The 19,419-nt window shown below is 64.1% G+C and carries 19 protein-coding genes; 10 read left to right on the top strand and 9 right to left on the bottom strand.

What is annotated here, in order from left to right; all coding sequences use genetic code 11:
- Nucleotides 1-2: 2 nt before the first annotated feature.
- Both KUF59_RS37975 and KUF59_RS37970 read right to left on the bottom strand, forming a co-directional pair.
- The gene (locus KUF59_RS37975; RefSeq protein ID WP_212460311.1) at nt 3-1,202 is read right to left on the bottom strand and encodes an MFS transporter; all 1,200 of its coding nucleotides are present in this window, start codon (nt 1,200-1,202) and stop codon (nt 3-5) included.
- Between the two features lie 182 nt (nt 1,203-1,384).
- On the bottom strand, nt 1,385-2,503 hold the full coding sequence (locus KUF59_RS37970; protein ID WP_212460312.1) for a pentapeptide repeat-containing protein: 1,119 nt from the start codon (nt 2,501-2,503) through the stop codon (nt 1,385-1,387).
- 193 nt (nt 2,504-2,696) lie between these two features.
- Here KUF59_RS37970 and KUF59_RS37965 point away from each other — a divergent pair, with 193 nt between their 5' ends.
- Nucleotides 2,697-3,500, top strand: coding sequence for an MBL fold metallo-hydrolase (locus KUF59_RS37965; RefSeq protein ID WP_212460313.1), 804 nt, complete (start codon nt 2,697-2,699; stop codon nt 3,498-3,500).
- Between the two features lie 7 nt (nt 3,501-3,507).
- Here the strand turns inward: KUF59_RS37965 and KUF59_RS37960 are convergent, their stop codons facing one another.
- The gene (locus KUF59_RS37960; RefSeq protein ID WP_212460314.1) at nt 3,508-4,647 is read right to left on the bottom strand and encodes an OpgC domain-containing protein; all 1,140 of its coding nucleotides are present in this window, start codon (nt 4,645-4,647) and stop codon (nt 3,508-3,510) included.
- Nucleotides 4,648-4,898: 251 nt separating this feature from the next.
- Here KUF59_RS37960 and htpG point away from each other — a divergent pair, with 251 nt between their 5' ends.
- The 3 genes from htpG (at nt 4,899) to KUF59_RS37945 (ending at nt 8,801) form a co-directional block, all read left to right on the top strand.
- On the top strand, nt 4,899-6,764 hold the full coding sequence (htpG, locus tag KUF59_RS37955; protein WP_212460315.1) for a molecular chaperone HtpG: 1,866 nt from the start codon (nt 4,899-4,901) through the stop codon (nt 6,762-6,764).
- Nucleotides 6,765-6,847: 83 nt separating this feature from the next.
- Complete coding sequence (locus KUF59_RS37950) at nt 6,848-8,107, top strand: DMP19 family protein (protein ID WP_212460316.1); 1,260 nt, start codon at nt 6,848-6,850, stop codon at nt 8,105-8,107.
- Nucleotides 8,108-8,534: 427 nt separating this feature from the next.
- Nucleotides 8,535-8,801: a DUF3551 domain-containing protein gene (locus tag KUF59_RS37945; protein WP_212460317.1), complete on the top strand. Its 267-nt coding sequence runs from the start codon at nt 8,535-8,537 to the stop codon at nt 8,799-8,801.
- A gap of 25 nt (nt 8,802-8,826) precedes the next feature.
- Here KUF59_RS37945 and KUF59_RS37940 read toward each other — a convergent pair whose 3' ends face one another.
- Together KUF59_RS37940 and KUF59_RS37935 are read right to left on the bottom strand one after the other, a co-directional pair.
- The gene (locus tag KUF59_RS37940) at nt 8,827-9,570 is read right to left on the bottom strand and encodes an SGNH/GDSL hydrolase family protein (protein ID WP_212460318.1); all 744 of its coding nucleotides are present in this window, start codon (nt 9,568-9,570) and stop codon (nt 8,827-8,829) included.
- A gap of 93 nt (nt 9,571-9,663) precedes the next feature.
- Nucleotides 9,664-10,644, bottom strand: coding sequence for a Bug family tripartite tricarboxylate transporter substrate binding protein (locus KUF59_RS37935; protein ID WP_212460319.1), 981 nt, complete (start codon nt 10,642-10,644; stop codon nt 9,664-9,666).
- A 196-nt stretch (nt 10,645-10,840) separates the two neighbouring features.
- Here KUF59_RS37935 and KUF59_RS37930 point away from each other — a divergent pair, with 196 nt between their 5' ends.
- From KUF59_RS37930 to KUF59_RS37910, 5 genes are all read left to right on the top strand, one after another.
- Nucleotides 10,841-12,658 (top strand): long-chain-acyl-CoA synthetase, encoded by a 1,818-nt coding sequence (locus tag KUF59_RS37930; RefSeq protein ID WP_212460320.1) that lies wholly within the window; start codon nt 10,841-10,843, stop codon nt 12,656-12,658.
- A gap of 150 nt (nt 12,659-12,808) precedes the next feature.
- Nucleotides 12,809-13,054, top strand: coding sequence for an acyl carrier protein (locus KUF59_RS37925; protein WP_212460321.1), 246 nt, complete (start codon nt 12,809-12,811; stop codon nt 13,052-13,054).
- Complete coding sequence (locus tag KUF59_RS37920; RefSeq protein ID WP_212460322.1) at nt 13,041-14,426, top strand: class I adenylate-forming enzyme family protein; 1,386 nt, start codon at nt 13,041-13,043, stop codon at nt 14,424-14,426. Before KUF59_RS37925 ends, KUF59_RS37920 begins: the two co-directional genes overlap by 14 nt.
- Nucleotides 14,419-15,141 carry an SDR family NAD(P)-dependent oxidoreductase gene (locus tag KUF59_RS37915; protein ID WP_212460323.1) on the top strand — a complete coding sequence of 241 codons (723 nt, stop codon included), beginning with the start codon at nt 14,419-14,421 and terminating at the stop codon, nt 15,139-15,141. The genes KUF59_RS37920 and KUF59_RS37915 overlap by 8 nt, the downstream gene beginning before the upstream one ends.
- Nucleotides 15,142-15,266: 125 nt before the next feature.
- Nucleotides 15,267-15,467, top strand: coding sequence for a hypothetical protein (locus KUF59_RS37910; protein WP_212460324.1), 201 nt, complete (start codon nt 15,267-15,269; stop codon nt 15,465-15,467).
- 24 nt (nt 15,468-15,491) lie between these two features.
- Here the strand turns inward: KUF59_RS37910 and KUF59_RS37905 are convergent, their stop codons facing one another.
- Together KUF59_RS37905 and KUF59_RS37900 are read right to left on the bottom strand one after the other, a co-directional pair.
- Nucleotides 15,492-15,869: a hypothetical protein gene (locus KUF59_RS37905; RefSeq protein WP_212460325.1), complete on the bottom strand. Its 378-nt coding sequence runs from the start codon at nt 15,867-15,869 to the stop codon at nt 15,492-15,494.
- Nucleotides 15,870-15,910: 41 nt separating this feature from the next.
- Nucleotides 15,911-16,072: a hypothetical protein gene (locus KUF59_RS37900; protein ID WP_212460326.1), complete on the bottom strand. Its 162-nt coding sequence runs from the start codon at nt 16,070-16,072 to the stop codon at nt 15,911-15,913.
- On the opposite strand from KUF59_RS37900, the gene KUF59_RS37895 reads away from it, so the two are divergent.
- Nucleotides 16,072-17,220 carry a DUF3095 domain-containing protein gene (locus KUF59_RS37895; RefSeq protein WP_212460327.1) on the top strand — a complete coding sequence of 383 codons (1,149 nt, stop codon included), beginning with the start codon at nt 16,072-16,074 and terminating at the stop codon, nt 17,218-17,220. The two genes, KUF59_RS37900 and KUF59_RS37895, sit on opposite strands and share 1 nt — an antisense overlap.
- Nucleotides 17,221-17,239: 19 nt before the next feature.
- Here KUF59_RS37895 and KUF59_RS37890 read toward each other — a convergent pair whose 3' ends face one another.
- Together KUF59_RS37890 and KUF59_RS37885 are read right to left on the bottom strand one after the other, a co-directional pair.
- Entirely contained in the window at nt 17,240-18,625 is a 1,386-nt protein-coding gene (locus KUF59_RS37890; RefSeq protein WP_212460328.1) for an MATE family efflux transporter, read from the bottom strand.
- A gap of 80 nt (nt 18,626-18,705) precedes the next feature.
- Nucleotides 18,706-19,233 carry a GNAT family N-acetyltransferase gene (locus KUF59_RS37885; protein ID WP_212460329.1) on the bottom strand — a complete coding sequence of 176 codons (528 nt, stop codon included), beginning with the start codon at nt 19,231-19,233 and terminating at the stop codon, nt 18,706-18,708.
- Between the last annotated feature and the right edge of the window lie 186 nt (nt 19,234-19,419).

Below are 19,419 nucleotides of genomic sequence, written 5' to 3'. Positions count from 1 at the left end.
TCTCAGTACTTCTTCACGGCAGCGCCAAACGCGAACCATAGCGCCATTGAGGCGATCCCGAAGCCGCCGAGCAGCAGAAAGGTCGGACCGTAGCCGATCCATTCGGCGATCCAGCCGCCGAGCGCGGGGCTTAAGCTGGCGCCGACGCCCTGCACGGTGATGACGGCGCCCTGGCCGAGATTGATGCGGCCGGTGCCGTTGAGCGAGCTTGCGACCATGCCGGGCACGGCGACCGTCTGCAATCCCGTGCCGATGCCGTCCAGCACCTGCACGGGAACGACGCCCCACCAGCCCGTGAGGAAGAAGGCGAGCACGCCGCGGATGGGCAGGAACATGAAGGAGGCCAGGATCACCGGCCAGTAGTTGCGCTTGCTGGCGACCTTCATGGCGATCAGAGACGTCACGACCATCACGCCTTGCGCGATGACGACGGTCGTTGCGACGAAGCTCGGCCCGTTGGCCTGTTCGTCGGCGACCGCCGCGAGGCCGTAGAGGGGAACGATGGCGGCGTTGCCGAGGTGGAAGATCGCGAGCGCAAGCGCCAGCACCAGCAGCGGCTTGTGCTTCAGCAGCATCCTCATCGCGTCCGGCGGCGCCTTCGAGTCGTCCTCTTTGCTGCCGCGCGCGACGCGATCGTCGATCGCCCGGGGCGGGACCATCAGCACGCAGGCGATCGCGATGGCGCCGAAGGCCGCCGCCAGCACGAACACCGCGACATAGCCGTAGGCCCAGCCGAGATAGCCCGACAGTGCCGCGCCGACCATGTTGCCGGCGTGGTTGAACGCCTGATTGCGGCCGTTCTGCTGGTTGAATCCTTTCTGCTTGACCATTCCGAGCGTGATGCCCGTCACCGCCGGCACGATCGCGGCGCTGGCGAGCGATTGCGCGACCTGCGAGGCCGTCGCCGCCCAGAAATTCTGCGAGATCAGGATGATCGCGGAGGCCGCGACGACGCAGATCCCGGGAATGACCACCCACATGCGCTTGTTGCGGCTGGCGTCGATGAAGCCGCCGATCGGAGTGGTGATCAGCATGCCCGCGACATTGCCGATCGTCATTGCCGTGCCGATCATCCCGCTGGCCCACCCATGCGCCTGCAGGAAGACGCCGACGAACGGCCCGATGCCCGACTGCATGTCGGCCATGAAGAAATTGAGCGCGAGGAGGGGCCAGAGACGGGGTGAGCGGGAACGCGATGTCATCGAAATGTCGGGCGTGGTCCCTTCAAGGGTTGCGAAGACGTAACCGGCGTTGATCGCGTTGGTTCCTAAATCCCTTGCGGTTCGGCCCTCGACGCCATCTCGTGCAGGTCTGTATTGGAATGGAGCACGACGCATGCCCCGCGATGCGGGGCCTGAGTTACGAGCCTTGTTCGCGTTGAGATTTACGGGCAGGGCTTGATCGGGCCAATTTTCTCGCGGTCAGCTTTCGAGAAATACGGCTGTTGGCGCTTCATCTCGTCATCGTCGAAGCCTTTGTTGCCGACGCATCCGTCCCTGATCGTCGACTTGTCCAGTCCCTTCGCTCCGATAAAGTTCGCGCGAGAAATATTTGCGTAGAGGAACTTGGTGCCGGTCAGGTCCGCCCTGCTGAAGTCGGCTCCTGCGAGTTCGGCGGTCTGGAAATCCACGTCGGTCAGGGTGGCGCCGACGAACAGCAGGATATGCTTTCGCCGTTCGGTTTCCGGCGCCCAGTCGACGTTGCCGCGATCGTCACCTTCGACACCGCGGTTGAACTGATAGCCGTCAGCCACTTGAAAATTGTAGGATTTGTAATCGCTCGCGTAGATGCCCTTCAATTCAGCTCCGGTTAGATCGATCCCGGTAAAGTCGGCGCGATAGAGCAGGGAGTTGGATAGTCGCGCGCGGCGAAGACCCGCGACGATGCCGGGCTCATCCCGGATATCGGCGCCAATCAGACATGAGCCTTCGAGATTGATGCGCTTCTTGGTCGGATCAGCGGAAGGACTCCGGTCGCCAATGACGCGCAGGGCGAGTTGAAGATCGAGGTTCTGCATCGTCTCCGAGTCTTCCAATTCGCGACACGCGCTCCCGGATAGTGTGCGGACGTGCGTCGCAAGTGCGTCATAGACGATGCGATGATAGCTGGGATCGCTCGTCGCGATGTAGGACAGCAGATACATCGCCTTTGCGGTGTCTTTCGGCGCTGCCTTGTCATCGAAAAGGCCTGAAATGGAATTCGCGAGCAGATCGGCCTTCTTTCCCTTGAAGGTGTCCTCGTTGTCCCGGATTTGTTGAATCGTGACGATGAACGCGGCCACCGCCGTGATGCCGCCCACCACCTGGATGACGGATTGCCTGACCTTGCCGCGAAGGTCGGCGATCTTGGTTTTGGCGTCGAGAGAGTGGTAGTGCCCGCCCCTGACCGAGATCCGAGGTATGAGGACGATCGCCGCGATCGCCACAGCAAGGTAGATCGCGACACCAGCCAGGAATTCGCCTGCACTGATGCTGTATCCCCATAGAGCAAATGCCTGGTGCATTGGCCGCTTCCCGCGTCGGAAAAAAATATGGAGCAACGAATTGTGCTGAGACTGGTTGGTCGTAAGGGTCTCAGTTTTTGATGAAATGCATTTTTAGATAGATGAATATTTCACATGCATCTGTACGATGCAACCATGCCGGAACGATTTGCGCGAGGTGGTAACCAGCCTTGCTGCCAAGGAGCCGAAGACGATGCCTCTCTGGACCTGCGAAACCTGTGGCGCGCAATTTCCTGCCGGCGACAGGCCGCCCGCGGCGTGCCCGATCTGCGAGGACGAGCGCCAATATGTGAACTGGAGGGGCCAGACGTTCCTGACCCGCGAGGAGCTGGCGCAGCGCTGCCGCCTGGTCTGGCGCGACGATCTTGGCCTCACCGGCCTCGCGCTGGAGCCAAGCTTTGCGATCGGGCAACGGGCGTTGCTCGTGCCCGACGCCGGCGGCGTCGTGATGTGGGACTGCGTTCCGCTCGCCACGGCGGAGGCAATCGCTCATATCAAATCCCTTGGCGGACTGAAGGCGATTGCGATCTCTCATCCGCACTACTATGGCGCGCTCGCCGACTGGAGCGACGCCTTTGGCGGCGCGCCGGTCTATCTTCACGCGGACGATCGCCAATGGGTGACGCGGCCGCATCCCGCGGTCGTGCATTGGACCGGCGACACTCACCGCATCTCCGACGATGTCGTTCTACTGCGCAGCGGCGGCCATTTCGCCGGCGCAACCATGCTGCATTGGGCGCGCGGCGCGGATGGCAAGGGTGCGCTGCTCACCGGCGACATCGCGCAGGTGACGATGGACCGCCGCTTCGTCAGCTTCATGTACTCCTATCCGAACTACACGCCGCTCAACGCAGCCGCCGTGCGCCGCATCGCGGACAGCGTCGCGCCGTTTGCATTCGAGCGCATTTATGGCGCCTGGTGGGGCCGCAATATCGCCGAGGGCGCGAAGGCCGCCTTCGCGGCATCTGTCGCGCGCTATCTCGCCGCGATTGCCTAGAGCCGCACTACGCCCGCTGCCGTGCAGCGGCAGGCAAATCCTGCCACTTGGACCAGGAGACGTAATAGGCCACCGCCGCCAGCGCGGCGAAGCCGAGCAGGCTGACCGCGATCTGCATGGCGACCAGGTTGGGGCCGGTGATCAGGATCAGATGCGCGGCGAAGGACAGGAACACGGCGATGCAGAACACCGCCAGCCATTCCTCGCCGCATTTGATGACGATTTGGAGCAACCGCCATTGCAAGGCCGGGTGGTCGGCCGGCACCAGATAGGTCGCGAGATAGGCCAGCGCGAGGAAATGCAGCACGCGATAGGGCGCGAGGTTCTCCTTGTCGTTCGGCGTGAACGCGCCGAGCACGGCGTCCGGCACGTAGGCGGCCAGCGGCGGCCAATGCCGCGCCAGCGTGATCGCCATCGCCAACACCAGATAGGCGCCGGCAAGTGCCCGCAGCCACGATAGCCCGTGCAGACGGCTGGGCGCGCCTGTGACCGCGAACCAGCCGCCCAGCACCATCAGCAACTGCCAGCAGAACGGATTGAAGGTCCATTCGCCCTCGGGGTAGAGGCGGTAGGTCCAGCCGAAATATCGTGCGGCCGCATAGAGCGCGACGGAGGCGAGCAGCGTCAGGTTCGGCCGCCGCATCAGGCCCCACAAGACGAGCGGGAAGAACGCCATCAGCGGGATCATCAGTTGCAACAGGTCGAGATTCAGCGGCTCCTCCTGCAACACCAGCCCGCGTACCAGGATGCGCAGGGGATGCTCGAGAATCCCCGAGATGTTGTATTCGTGGATGATCTCGGGCGAGCTCGACTGCGAGGCGACATAGGCGATCGTGTCGATATAGATCACGAACAGCACCACATAGGCGGCGTAGAGCCGCCAGACCCGGCGGAAGATGCGCGTCGCTGCGACCACGAAGCCGCGCTCCAGCACCATCTTGCCGTGGATGATCGCAACCCCATAGCCCACCACGAACACGAACAGGTCGGCTGCGCCGCTGAAGCCGAAATTCCGCAGCGTCAGCAGGTTAACGACATTGTTCGGGATGTGGTCGATGAAGATCGACCAATTGGCGATGCCGAGGGTGAGATAGAGGCGGGCATCGTGGCTGAATGCGGCGAGGTTCGCTTTGGCGGTCGAATTCATTGCTAAAGTATGGTGATGGCAATCGCAGGGGCGACGCTTTTAGCGGCAAGAATCACAGTATCCGAGTAGCGTTTCCGTGAAGAGGAAACGTGCGGCCCACTGGGGCTTCGACCGGTTCGAGCCGTCCTCGGCCGCCCCGGCGGGGAGCCGTTCCTGCAGAAGGCCATCGGGTATCGATCACAAGCTCTTGATCCCTGGCTCTCCTGCGCTATATCCGGGTTTTCCCCTGATGGATTTGACCAGGTAAACGCATGACGACGTCAGATACGGCTGCGCATACGCAGCCCTTCCAGGCCGAGGTGTCCGAGCTTCTGCACCTGATGGTGCACTCCGTCTATTCGGAGACCGACATCTTCCTGCGCGAGCTGATCTCCAACGCGTCGGACGCCTGCGACAAGCTCCGCTATGAGGCGATCGCCACTCCGGCGCTGCTGGGTGAGGGCGAGGCGCCAAAAATCCGCATCATTCCAAACAAGCAGGCCGGAACGCTCACCGTCGCTGACAACGGCATCGGCATGGAGCGGCAGGAGCTGATCGACCATCTCGGCACCATCGCCCGCTCCGGCACCAAGGCCTTCGTCGCCAAGCTGAAGGAGGCCAAGGACGGCCTCGGCCTGATCGGCCAGTTCGGCGTCGGCTTCTATTCCGCCTTCATGGTCGCCGACAGGATCGTGGTGATCAGCCGCCGCGCCGGCGAGAGCGATGTCTGGACCTGGACGTCCTCCGGCGGCTCCGGCTTCGAGATCGCGCGTGCCAGCGACGAGGATGCGGCGCGCGTGACACGGGGCACCGAGATCGTGCTGCATCTGAAGGATGACGCCAAGAAATATCTCGAGGCTTACGAGATCGAGCGCATCGTCGGCGCCTATTCCGACAACATCCTCTTTCCGATCGAGCTGGTGCCCGAAGAGGGTGAGCCGCGCCAGATCAATTCGGCAAGCGCGCTGTGGCAGCGGTCGAAATCGGAGCTGACGGCGGAGGACTACAAGCAGGCCTACAAGCAGATCGCGACCGCCTTCGACGATCCCGCGATGACGCTGCACTATCGTGCCGAAGGTCGCTACTCCTATGCGGTGCTGCTGTTCGCGCCGTCGACGAAGCCGTTCGACCTGTTCGAGCCGTCGCGCAAGGGCCGCGTGAAGCTCTACGTGCGCCGCGTCTTCATCACCGACGACGCCGATCTCTTGCCCGGCTATCTCCGCTTCGTCCGCGGCGTGGTCGACAGCGAGGACCTGCCGCTCAACATCTCGCGCGAGATGCTGCAGAACAATCCGCAGCTCGCGCAGATCCGGAAAGCCGTGACCACCCGGGTCGTCAGCGAGCTCGAAAGCCTCGCCGACAAGGACGCGGAGAACTTTGCAAAAATCTGGGACGCGTTCGGCGCCGTCGTCAAGGAAGGCATCTACGAGGATTTCGAGCGCCGCGAAAAACTCCTGTCGCTGTCGCGCTTCACCACCACGACCGGAGAGAAGCGTGCGCTGAAGGAGGTCGTTGCCGATTTCAAGCCGAACCAGACCGAGATCTATTACCTCGTCGGCGACAGCATCGAGCGGCTGAAGTCGAATCCGCGGCTGGAAGCGGCGACCGCGCGCGGCATCGAGGTGCTGTTGCTCACCGATCCCGTCGATGCCTTCTGGACCTCGATGCCGTCGGAGTTCGACGGCAAGCCGCTGAAGTCGCTGAGCCAGGGCGATCTCAATCTCGACCTGATCCCGCGCGTCGACGAAGAGAAGAAGGACGAGCCGGCCGCCGACGAGGCCGCGACCATTGCCGTGATCAAGGGCTCGCTCGGCGAACGCGTCAGCGATGTCAAGGCGTCGACGCGGCTCACCAGCTCCGCGTCCTGCCTGGTCGCTGACAGCCAGGGGCCGAGCCGCGAGCTCGAGCGCATTCTGGCGCAGCAGAACCGCGGCGAGCGTTCGAAGCCGATCCTCGAGATCAACCTGCGCCATCCGCTCGTCACCGCGATCGCAAAGGCAGCGGCCGGCTCGACGACGGTCGACGACCTCAGTCTGCTCCTGCTCGAGCAGGCGCAGATCCTCGACGGCGAATTGCCGGAGGATCCGGCTGCATTCGCGGCGCGGCTGAACCGGCTGGTGCTACAGGGCCTCGGTTAACGAGGCGAGCGTTTGCAATGACGGCACTAGGCAAGAAGCGCGTCCACGTTGAACCCTGTCGTTGACGCGCCCGACGAACGGGGATGCAATTCATCCCGTCACGTCACTTCCGTCCCATCCTTGCGCTTGCTTTCGGTCTCGCGCTGTCCGCATCCGCGTATGCGGCCTCTGACGACGGCACCAAGCCGGATGTGCCAAAATCGCCGCGCAGCATCCTCGAGACGCGGATTCCCATTCCGCACGAGCCCGATGCCGCCAACAATGGCTGCCGCTTGCGGGCGTCGCCGGCGGAGCGCGAGACCGGTGCACTGAGCGAGGTGCCGTTCTGGAGCCTGATCGAGCACGTCAATCTCCACGCCAGCTTGCGCGTCATCCTCGACGGCCACGAAGCATATGCAAAGCTCATCGCCCCGCTGGACGAGGACGCCCGCAACCTCGCGACACTCTATATGCTGTGGCACTATTTTGGCCGCGACGGGCTGCACACGTTCCTCAGTGGTGAAGCCGGTGACGCAGCGCCCCTGGTCCGCGACGCCCTGAAGGCGGCGGGCATGACCCGTGAGCACGACGTCTTTACCCGTGCCATGGCGCTGTTCGGCAAGGATTACCCGCTCGATAGGGACACGCGCTGGAATTTCTACGGCTGGAGCCAGCCGTCCACGCAGATCGACGCCGTCACCTCCAGGCCTGCGCCGCTCAACGCCTTTGACTATCGCATGATGGCGCTCGCCCGCGAATTCGGCAGCAAGGCGGCTTTGGCCAAACGCATCACCGCCTTCGTCGAGAGCAAGCCCGCACTGTGGCAGCGGATCGAGGGCGAGCGCGCCCATCTCAACGAACAAGATCGTCTGCGCATCCTGACGTCTGCGCTCTGGAAGGACATGGTCTCGCTGTGGCGGCCCTATCCGGAAATCGAGAAGCGCCTCGCCTCGTTCACGAGGCCACAGCGCACCCTGCTGGTCATGTCCGCCTTCAACGACGAGTTCATGAACGGAGGCGTGCACCAGTTCTTCTACAATTCGGAGGGCGCGCTCGCGCCCGAGGTGCGGGAAGCTATGATCGAGCTCGGCATGACCGCGCAGGCGGCGATCCTCCAGCGCGGCCTCGATATGTTCGCAAAACCCTATGTCCGCGATACCCAGCGCCGACGCGAGGCCTACTTCCATGGTGACGACAAGAAGGAGTGGGGCGAGCGCCTCGCGGCGCTGACCGACGAGCTCTATGCGCTCGACGGTGGGCTCGCGTTTCACCAGATCAAGGACAGCATGGTCGTCGAGGGCGGTCCCGGCATCGAATTCGCCATGCTCAACTATGCCCGCAAGACCAGCCTGCTGCCGTGCTAGAGCATGATCCGGCGCAGAGAGCCGCGTCGGTCCGATCCCGGACGTCAGGTTCGTGTCAGTGTTTTCGCCGCAGCGTCCGGTGCGCCGCGCGCTCGTAGACCGCAATGATGACGGCGCAGGGAATCAGTCCGAAAACCAGCAACAGAAGTATGGTCGCAAGCATGGGATACGGATCCATGTGCGGGGAAATGTGCGCTGTGCGGAAAGGTGCTTCGCGGTGATTCGTGAAGTCTAACACAAGAGGGGCGGCCAAGAGAGAGTCCGACCTTAGGATATGAGCACATATGCGGTCGCACGACTTTATTCCTTCGTCGGAGGCGTGGCATAAGGCGCGCGGCGACCGGCCTGAGGGACAGTTGTATCCGCGTGTCAGTCTGGTAAGGGTTCCACGCGACCGTTGCGTCGCGCCGTTGCGGGAGAGAAGACCATGCGCACGACATTCGGGATCATCATGGCGGTCGGCATGTGGCTTGCGGCCTCGCCGGCCGACGCCCAGAGGTACGATCCGCGCTATCCGGTCTGCATGCATCGCTATGGGGGCAGCTTCATGGGAGCAGACTATTTCGACTGCTCATTCACATCATTGGAACAATGCAGGGCGACAGCGTCGGGCCTTGCCGCGACGTGCGACGTCAATCCCTACTATGCCGGCAACCAGCCTCCTCCGCCACGCAGGCGCAAGCCGGTCTACTAGGGCTGCCAGTGCGTCGCATGCCGCGCTAGCTGCTTGGTACGCCTCCTGATGGCGGTGGCGCCCTGTTCACCGCGTCGACAATCGCACCGGCCAGCTGCGCGGCCATTTTTTCTGTGGTCCAGTCGCTCGCGTGCAGCCGGGTGTCATCGCCTGGGTCGACCATCCGGTCGAACGAGATTTCTGCCACGTCGTGCCAGGCTTTCATCAGCTCGAATCGGCGAAAGACACTGACGCCCTTCGTGTGTGCGATCTGGCTGATCGCATCGACCATCGCGAGCGCCTTGTCGATCTTGGCCGGTGTCAGCAGCGCCGGCACGTATTGCAGGTCCATCAGAATCACGTCGATCCGCCGGGCGAGCAGCAGGTCTACGCCGTCATTAAGGGCTTGTGTGGTTTCCCTGAACGAGGGCGGGTTCTGGTCGGCAGGTTGCCAGACCGAATTTGTGCCGACCTGCCAGATGACGAGGTCTGGGTTCAGATCGAAGACGTCGTGGTCGAACCGCCTTAGCTCCGCAGGGGCCTCTTCGCCGCCGACGCCCCGGTTGATCACATCGATCGTGGCCTTGGGAAATGGTCCCCGGAATCGGTTCCGAAGCTCGGCCAGCGGCCGTTGCGGATAGGGTGCGATGCCGCCTTCGCCCGCCGTGGTCGACGAGCCGATCGCAACGACCCTGGCAGGACCTTCGGCTCGCAGGCGGTTCGCAAGAATAATCAGCGGCTGCTCGAACGTCGCGGCGTGAACCGGAATCTGCGAAGGGTCGAGAGCCACGGGGTCGCCTCCCTGTCATAGTCAGGACAACGCAAGGTAGAGCAGAAGATAGCCCGTTTGTTCGAGACCGCCTAGCGCGGGATACGTCTCCCCTTATTCCTTCCGCACGCCCGACAGCTCGACGACCTTTCGCCAGCGCGCAGTTTCTTCGGTCAGCATGCCGCCGAACTGGGCCGCATTGCCGTGCAGCGCGATGGCGCCGAGATCGGTGATGCGCTGCCTGATCTCGGGATCGGACAGCGCCGTGTCGATCTCGCGGTTGAGGAGACCGACGATCTCGGGCGGTGTGTCGTGCGGCGCGCCGACGCCGTAGAACGAGCTGGTCTCAAAGCCGACAAGCGTATCCGCGATCGCTGGCACATCCGGCAAGATGTCGGAGCGCTCGCGCGTGGTCACGCCGAGCGCGCGAAGCTTGCCGGCGCGCACCAGCTCAAAGGACGAGGTCACGTTGTCGAACATGCCCTGCACCTGGCCGCTCATCACGTCGGTCAATCCCGGCGCGGAGCCGCGATAGGGCACGTGCGTGAACTGCACGCCCGCCATCGCCTTGAACAATTCGCCGGAGAGATGCAGCGAGGTGCCGATGCCGGAGGAGGCGATCGACAGTTTTCCGGGATTGGCTTTTGCATAGGCGATGAACTCCGCGACGGACTTCACCGGCAGGTCGTTGTTGACGACCAGCACCAGCGGAATGCGCGCGACGCCGGCAACCGGCGCGATGCCCTTGGCGAAGTCATACGGCAACGCCGGATCGAAGGAGGCGTTGATCGCATTCGCCGTCGAGGTCAGCAGCAGCGTGTAGCCATCAGGCGCCGACGCGATCACCGCTTGTGTGCCGATATTGCCGCCGGCGCCCGGCTTGTTTTCCACCACAAAAGTCTGGCCGAGCCTGTCGGACAGGCGCTGACACAGCAGCCGCGACAACACGTCGGTCGCGCCGCCCGGCGCATAAGGCACGACCCATTTCACACTGTGTGAGGGATAGGCGGGGTTACCGACCGCAAAGGCGCTGTCAGCGGCGAGGGTGGCCGCGGCACAGGCGGCCGACTGAAGGAAAGTTCTCTTGCTGATCATGGGAGCCTCTTCTTCTCGTTAAGGCCCGTATCGCAAGATTTGCCTGCGCCCGCACGCCGTTCCCTTCGGCTTGGTAAAGGATAGCTGGCGTTAATGCAGGACTAACTGTGTTTTACCCTGTCTCTTAACACCTGGTCAGGGGCTCGCGGTTTATAGCTACTGCACGAGAGACGAGACCTGCCGAAAGAACAGGCCAATGACCACCGGCATCATCGAGCAGCCCCAAGAAAAGTTCAAAGCTGTCAAAGCTCCCTCCGCATCAAAGATCTGGCTGAAGGCGATCGAGCTCACCGCGCGCATCGAGACGCTGCAGGGTCGGCTGTTCGCCGATGTCGTGGATGATTGGGCCAGGCGCCAGCCGGAGCGCGCCGCGCTTCTCACCGACGATGTGACGATCGACTACGACACGCTGGCGCGGCGCATCAACCGTTATGCGCGCTGGGCGCGCTCGGTCGGTCTCGCCAAGGGCGATACGGTCGGCCTGATCATGCCGAACGGCGCCGACTATCTCGCGGCCTGGCTCGGCATCAGTCGGGTCGGCTGTGTGGTGGCGTTGCTCAATACAAAGCTGGTCGGACCGTCGCTGGCGCATTGCATCGACGTCGCAAAGTCCTCTCATCTCATCGTCGCCCATGATCTGACGGACGCACTGGCAGGCGCCTCGCCGCATCTGAAATCGTCGCCAAAGATCTGGACGCATGGCGATGCCCGAGCAGAACGCTCGATCGACGTCGCACTCGCAGCCGTCAGCGATGATCCGCTCACGGCGGAGGAGCATGGCGACGTCACCATCAACGACCGTGCACTGCTGATCTACACGTCCGGCACCACGGGCCTGCCGAAGGCCGCCAGCATCAGCCACCGCCGCATTCTCAACTGGGGCCTTTGGTTCGCCGGCCTCACCGGCGCCACGCCGCAGGACCGGCTCTACGACTGCCTGCCGCTGTTCCATTCGGTCGGCGGCATCGTCGCGCCCTGCAGCATGCTGGCCGCCGGCGGCTCGGTGGTTATTGCCGAAAAATTTTCGGCGACGAACTTCTGGAATGACATCGTGCGCTTCGATTGCACGCTGTTCCAGTATATCGGCGAGCTCTGCCGTTATCTCCTCAAGGCGCCGCCGTCCGAATACGAGAACCGCCATCGCCTGCGGCTGGTCTGCGGCAACGGCCTGCGCGGCGACATCTGGGACGACTTTCAGGAGCGCTTTGCCATCCCGCGCGTGCTGGAATTCTACGCCGCGACCGAGGGCAATTTTTCGCTGTTCAACGTCGAGGGCAAGCCAGGTGCAATCGGCCGCATTCCGCCGCTGCTCGCGCATCGCTTCCCGGCGGCGATCGTCAAGGTCGATTCCGACACCGGCGCGCCGCTGCGTAACGCTGACGGCCTTTGCCTGACGTGCGGGCGCGGTGAGGTGGGTGAAGCCATCGGGCGCATCGGCGTCGCCGATGAAGGCGGCGGCCGCTTCGAGGGCTACACGGATGCCGGCGAGACCGAGAAGAAGGTTTTGCGCGATGTGCTCGCCAAGGGCGATGCCTGGTTCCGCACCGGCGATCTCATGCAGCTTGACGACAAGGGCTTTTTCCACTTCGTCGACCGTGTCGGCGACACCTTTCGCTGGAAGGGCGAGAACGTCGCGACGTCAGAGGTGAACGATGCCGTGCGCGACTTCGCCGGCGTCGTCGATGCCACCACCTACGGCGTCAGCATCCCCGGCACCGACGGCCGCGCCGGCATGAGCGCGCTGGTCGTGAACGAGGGTTTTCATCTCTCAGGTCTCGCCGCGCATCTTGCAAAACGCCTGCCGGCCTATGCGCACCCGCTCTTCATCCGCATCGCGCGCGAGCTCGATGCGACCGATACGTTCAAGCAGAAGAAGGGTGAGCTCGCGCGTGACGGATTTGATCCGGATAAGGTCGCCGATCCCCTGTTCTTCGCCGACCCGACATCGGGCGTTTATGTTGCGCTCGACCGGAACGTCCATGCGTCCATTCTGGACGGCTCGATCCGAATCTGAAGCGACGAAAAATCGGAGATAGGTCGGATTTTATCTGAATTGTCCAAGAAGGAATTTACTTCTGTCGGGTAAACAAAGCGCGAGATACTCAAGCACATTGGGAGGCGGGTGCTCGACACTCCGCCGCAACAATAAAGAAGCGAGCAGGCCATGTCGGTAAGGTTAAAGATCCTTGAAGCCATCAAGCAGATCGCACAGGAGCAGCACGTCACGCTGCCGCCGCTGACGGACGATCTATCCCTGCATGAGACGGGTTTTGATTCGCTCGCCTTCGCCATCTTGGTCGCCCGCCTCGAGGACGAGATCGGCACCGACCCCTTCACGATTTCCGAGGACGCGGCGTTCCCCTCGACCATCGGGGATTTCGTGCGGGCCTACGAAAATGTCCCCGCGTGAGATTTTTGCGCTTCGCGACTATCTGAGCCCGGAGCTCAAGGGCCGCACGATCTCCGACGCCCATCATGTGGTGTCGCTGACCGACGTCCTGTCGCACACGGTTTTGGGCGGGCGCCTGCGTGAGCTGGCAGGCCGCTCCGTGCTGCTGAAACTGTCGGACCAGCTCAAATCCGGCCTTGCCATGATCGAGCTCGACGGCGTCGCGCGGCGCATGCTGCTGTGTCCGCCCGATCTCAATCCTGATCATCTCGACGCGCTGATCGCGGACGCCGAGATCGACGCTGTCGTCACCGATGATCCCGGGCAATGGACTGAGAAGGCCATCGCGCTGATCGTGACGGCGCAATTGCCGCTCTCGGCAAGCGCGCCGGCGAAGACTGAGCGCGCCACCGAATGGCTGATGCTGACCTCGGGTACGTCGGGCCTACCAAAGATCGCGGCGCATACGCTCGAAGCCCTGACGGGCGCAATCGTCGCCGAAGGCCCCGCACGGGGATCTGCACCGGTGTGGGCGACGTTCTACGACATTCGCCGCTATGGCGGCCTTCAGATCTTCCTGCGTGCGGTGCTCAGCGGCGGCTCGATGGTGCTGTCCGATCCGCATGAAGCGCTCGGCGATCACGTCGCGCGGCTGAACGAGCGCGGCGTCTCGCACATATCAGGCACGCCCTCGCATTGGCGCAAGCTTCTGATGAGCGGCGCTGCCGCGAAGTTCGCCCCGGGCTATGTCCGCCTCTCCGGCGAGATTGCCGACCAGGCGGTGCTCGACGGCTTGAAGGCAGCATTCCCCACCGCATCGGTCGGCCACGCCTATGCCTCGACCGAGGCCGGCGTCGGCTTTGCCGTCAATGACGGGCTCGAAGGTTTTCCGGCCGATTACGTCGGCACGGTCAGCAACGGCGTCGAGATGAAGGTCGTCGACGGCTCGCTGCGCATCCGCTCCAGACGCATCGCGCACGCCTATGTCGGTCGCAATGCGACCGCGCTCGCAGATTGCGACGGTTTTGTCGATAGCGGCGACATGGTCGAGCTACGCGGCGACCGCTATTACTTTGTCGGGCGTCGCGGCGGCATCATCAATATCGGCGGTCTCAAGGTTCACCCCGAGGAGATCGAAGCCGTTATCAACCGTCATCCGGATGTGCGGATGTCGCGCGCGAAATCGCGAAAGAGCCCGATCACCGGCGGCATCGTCGTGGCCGACGTGATCCTGGCCGACGGCACGGATCCGGCGCGCGCAAAAGAGATCCGCGACCAGATCGTGACGCAATGCCGGGCGCAGCTCGCGTCCCACAAGGTGCCGGCGGTGGTCCGCTTCGTCGACGCGCTCGACGTCACCCCGGCCGGAAAGCTGGCGCGATCAGATGCGTAACGTTCTCGTCACCGGCGGCAGCCGCGGCATCGGCCTAGCGATCGCGAAGCGTCTCGCGGGCACCGGCTTCAACGTCATCGCGGCTGCGCGGCGCGAGAGCGAGGAGCTGCTGGCTGCAAAGAGCGAGGCGGACGGCCGCCTGCATTTCCGCGCCTGCGACCTCGCTGTCATCGACGCGATCCCAGCCTTCGCGAAATTGCTCCGCGACGAATTTGGCCCGATCTACGGCCTCATCAACAATGCCGGCCTCGGCACCGAAGGCCTGCTCGCGACCATGCACAATTCCGAGATCGAGGCGCTGGTGCAGCTCAACGTGTTGTCGCCGATCATCCTGTCGAAATACGTCGTGCGGCAGATGATGGCTGACGGCGAGGGGCGCATCATCAACATCTCCTCGATCATCGCCTCCACCGGCTATAACGGCCTGTCGGTCTATGGCGCGACCAAGGCGGCCGCGACCGGCTTTACCCGCTCGCTCGCGCGCGAGGTCGGCAAGGTCGGCATCACCGTGAATGCAATCGCGCCGGGCTTTATCGACACGGAGCTGACGCACAATCTGTCGGACGAAGGCCGCAAGCGCATCGCAGGCCGCAGTGCATTGCGCCGTTTGCCCGATACCGATGACGTCGCGCGCATGGTGGAATATCTGCTGGGTGAGGGCGGCCGCAACGTCACCGGCACGGTGTTCACCATCGATGCGGGCAATACGGCTTAAGGGAACATCGCTGCCATAATTGAGTTGAGCCAACTCAATTCCTTTTCGGCGGGTTTGTGCCTATGATGCCGCGCAATCGATGGCGGTACGTCAATCGATCTGCCCTAATCGACAGGGAGCAGTTCATGACCGCTTCAAATCTGGGCCGGACATCCGTGGAATCCTCGCAGAGCAGGCAGGGCGCCACAAATTGCGTGCCGATGTCGCATCAAAATTCCGGCGACCACGGTCACGAAATGTATCCGCAGCAATTCGTCCGCCTCGTCGGCTGTCACGACATGCACGCGCCGGCCGCGCGCGACAAGGAAGAGACGAAGCTGCATTAGCGAATGTATTGCTTGCGCGCAGCTTCAGTCCCGCGGCTTCCGCAGATCGATCCGCTCTCTTGAAAACTCCGGCGGCCCCTCGGTGAGGCGGCGGATGCGCCGCTCGCGCTCGTCGGCCGGCAGCGCGGGATCGAGCATCTCGCCGATTTGTCTCACCGCAAGTTCCTCGATCTCGGTGGGATAGGCGGCGACGGGATGATTGACCGGGTGGGTCACGGGCGCGGCCCGGAGGCCGATCTCGACCAGCGCGCGGATCGCATCCGAGCGCGTCAGCCGATGGGCCTCGGCCCAGGCATCGACGGCGGCGGTTAGGTCTTCCGACATTTTCACCGCGCTGACCGCATCCAGCCCCGTGCGCCGGCGCAGTGGCGGAATGGACTCTTTGTCGCTGAAGTCGGCCACCTCGATCGTCCCGTTCGCAACTCTCCTACCCCCGTCAATTCCTAGACGGCATTGGTGGTCGGCGGTTTGATGTCGATCAATGACGGGCCTGCGGCAATGCAGCGCGGCGCGATCTTGTTGTCCGGCGCGGTTTCAGCCAATGATCGACGAACCCGATCGCGACCTTCTTCGTATCTTGGCGAGCAACCTTCCGGCTTTGACAATGACATCAGCGTCCAGTTTCTACGGCAGCATCCCCGTCTTCCGCGGCTTCGCCAAGCTGATGGACCCCGCGCTCTATTCGCGCGTGCCCGACGACTGGACCATTGGGGTCGCCGACATCGTCGATTCCACCAAGGCGATCGCCGCGCAGCGCTACAAGGCGGTCAACATGGCCGGCGCCGCCGTCATCGCAGGGATCACCAATGCGCTGGAGGGGCGGGAATTCCCCTTCGTGTTTGGCGGCGACGGCGCCAGTTTTGCGGTCGCCCCTGGCGATCTCGAACGCGCCCGCGAGGCGCTAGCCGCGACCGCGACCTGGGTGCGGGAGGATCTGGATCTGAAGATGCGCGTCGCGCTGGTGCCGGTGAGCGCGATCCGCGCGCAGGGACTCGACGTGCGCGTCGCGCGGTTCGGGCCGTCGGCGAACTTGTCCTATGCGATGTTCTCCGGCGGCGGCCTTGGCTGGGCGGAAGCCGCGATGAAGCGCGGCGAGTTCGCGGTCGCGGAGGCGCCGGATGGCACGCAGCCGGATCTCTCCGGCCTGTCATGCCGATTCGAGGAGATTCCGGCTTCGCGCGGCCTGATCCTGTCGGTGCTGGTGGTGCCGGCGCGCGGCGCTGATCCGGCAGCCTTCCGCAAGGCGATCGAGGACATCCTCACGCTGGTCGAACGCAGCCCGGATGCGGGGCGGCCGGTGCCGCCGCAGGGGCCGCCGCTGAAATGGCCGCCGCAGGGGCTCGACTACGAGGCGCGCGCGCAGCGCGGCGGCTCGCTGCTGAGGCGCCGCCTCGGCGTGCTGGCCTATACGCTGTTCGCCTATGTGATCGTGCGCTTCGATCTCAAGGTCGGCGGCTTCGTGCCAAAAGTCTACACGCAGCAGGTGGTGGAGAACTCGGACTTCCGCAAATATGACGACGGGTTGCGCATGATCCTCGACTGCACGCCGGAGCTCGAGCGCGGATTGAGCGAGCGTCTCGCCGCGGCGGCGGCGAACGGCATCGTCCGTTACGGGCTGCACCGCCAGGACGCGGCGATGATGACCTGCTTCACGCCGTCGGCGCTGCGCAGCGATCACGTCCACTTCATCGATGGCGCGCGAGGCGGCTATGCGACGGCGGCAACCGCGCTGAAGGCGATGGCGGCGGCTTGAGCCTGAGGCGTGCCCGCCTTCATTTACCCCAGCGCGCGAAGGCAACCGACGCCGCCGTCAAAAGCCCGAACACCACCATGGCGCCGCCGACCAGCGCGAACAGCGTCCAGGCCGGCGCGGTGATCGTGGCGAGCCAGACGCCGCCGATGGCGACGATCAGCAGGCGCGCGGTGGAGGCAAGCACGGGCCCGCCGACATGGGCCGCGCCTTGCGAGGAGAAGTAGAGCGAGACGCCCATGCCGAAGAAGGCGAAGGCGGGCCCGGCCAAGCGGAAATAGGCGTGCGCGGCGGCGGATACGCCGGCATCGCGCGTGAATAGCGAGACCCACAGCGCCGGATCGAGCGCGACGATCAGGCCGATCAGGCCGACCGTGATGCCGGACGCCGCAGCCGCGGTCCAGGCGACGCGCCGCGCGCGTTTCACCTGGCCGGCCCCGATCGCCATGCCGACCATCGGCACGGATGCGATGCCGAACGCAAAGGTGATCGGGATCAGCAGAAATTCCAGCCGTGAGCCGATGCCATAGCCGGCGAGCGTCTCGGTGCCGAAGGTGGCGAGCACCTTTGTGAAGATCAAAATGGTGAGCACGGTCTGCAGCGGCGACAGACAGGCGAGCGCGCCGACCTTCAAAATGTCCAGGAACATCGCGCGCTCGAAGCGGAACGCGGCAAAGTTCAGCGCCAGCCGGCTGCGGCCGGCGGCGAGATACCAGATGAAGAACAGCGCACCGAGCGTGAAGGCGATCAACTGGCCGGCGGCGACCCCGCGCATGCCGAATTGCGGCACGCCGAACAGGCCGAGCCCGAGCGTGCCGCCGACCGCGACCTGCACCAGGCTGACGCCGATCAGCGTCATCGAAGGCAGCCGCATGTCGCCGGTGCCGCGGATCACGGAGGCGAGCGTGTTGACGAGCCAGATCGCGACCGCGCCGGAGAACAGCACGCTCGAATAGGCGCTGGCCTCTTCCAGCACGCGCTCGCGGCCGCCGAGCAGGGTGAAGAACGACTTGCCGAACACCAGCATCAGCACGGTGAAGAACAGCCCCCCGCAGAGGCCAATGATGGCGGCATGGAGCGCCAGCGTCGCGGCGCGCTCGCGGTTGCCGGCGCCAAGCGCGCGGCTGATCGCCGACGACACGCCGCCGCCCATCGCGCCGGCGCTCATCATCTGCGTCAGCATGGCGAAGGGAAACACCAGCGCGATCGCGGCGAGCGGAATGGTGCCGAGCCGGCCGATATAGGAGGTCTCGGCGATCGCGACCAGCGTGCTGCCGACCATGGCGATCATGTTGGGGATCGCGAGCCGCAGCAGCGTCGGCAGGATCGGCGCGGTCAGCAGGTTGCTGATGGAGGAGGGGACCGCGGCGCGAACCGGGGCGGCGTCAACGGGGGCGTCGATGGTCATATGTCACGCGGCGGAAATTAGATGATGGGTGACATATTATAGGGCGGGGGCGGTGCTGCCAGCCCTCCACCACGCAGGGCTCACCACGGCAGGCCGCATAGGTCGATGGTGCCCTGGCGCGGCGCGCGGCCGAGATCGAAGACGAAGGGCGTCATGAAATCGTAGCGGATGCGGCCCTCGGCCTGCTCGGCATGGACCTCGCCAGTGAAGCGGTGCCAGCCACGCGCCTCGTAGAACGCGAAATTGTGCGGCTGGCAGAACAGGATCGCGAACCGCGCCGCCTCGTTGGCGCGTAGGGTCTGGGTTGCGGCCTCCAGCGCCAGCGTCGCATAGCCGCGGCCGCGACAGTCTTCGCGCGTCGCCACGCCGCCGATGCCGCCGACATGCATCTTGTGGCCGTTCCAAAGGATGGTGCGGAAAAAAATGCCGGCATGGCAGACCAGCCCGCCCGCGGACTCCTCGATCAGCACGCGCAGATCGGGTTCGGCCCATTCGATATGGCCCCAGGGCAGCTTCTCGGTCTCATGGCGCGGCCAGACCGCGTCGAACAGCGGCTTTGCGATCGGCCACGAGGCCTTGCCGTTCAAAATGTCGATCTCGATGCTCATGATTCTCTCTTCCGCGTCGTTCGCCCGGCACTGCCTTCGTTCTTTTATAAGCGCCTCAAACGCAATGATATTTTGCGTCGAACGTCAGGCCTGCTGAACGACCGATGGTCTGCCGCGCAATTGGGCCATCAAGCCACGCCGCCGCATCACCCGTCTGCACAAATACCGGTGTTTTACGGACGAGGA

The organism is Bradyrhizobium arachidis (genome assembly GCF_024758505.1).
Lineage (GTDB): Bacteria > Pseudomonadota > Alphaproteobacteria > Rhizobiales > Xanthobacteraceae > Bradyrhizobium > Bradyrhizobium manausense_C.
Note: the sequence above shows the minus strand (reverse complement) of the source record. Positions and strands in the feature narration are given on the sequence as shown.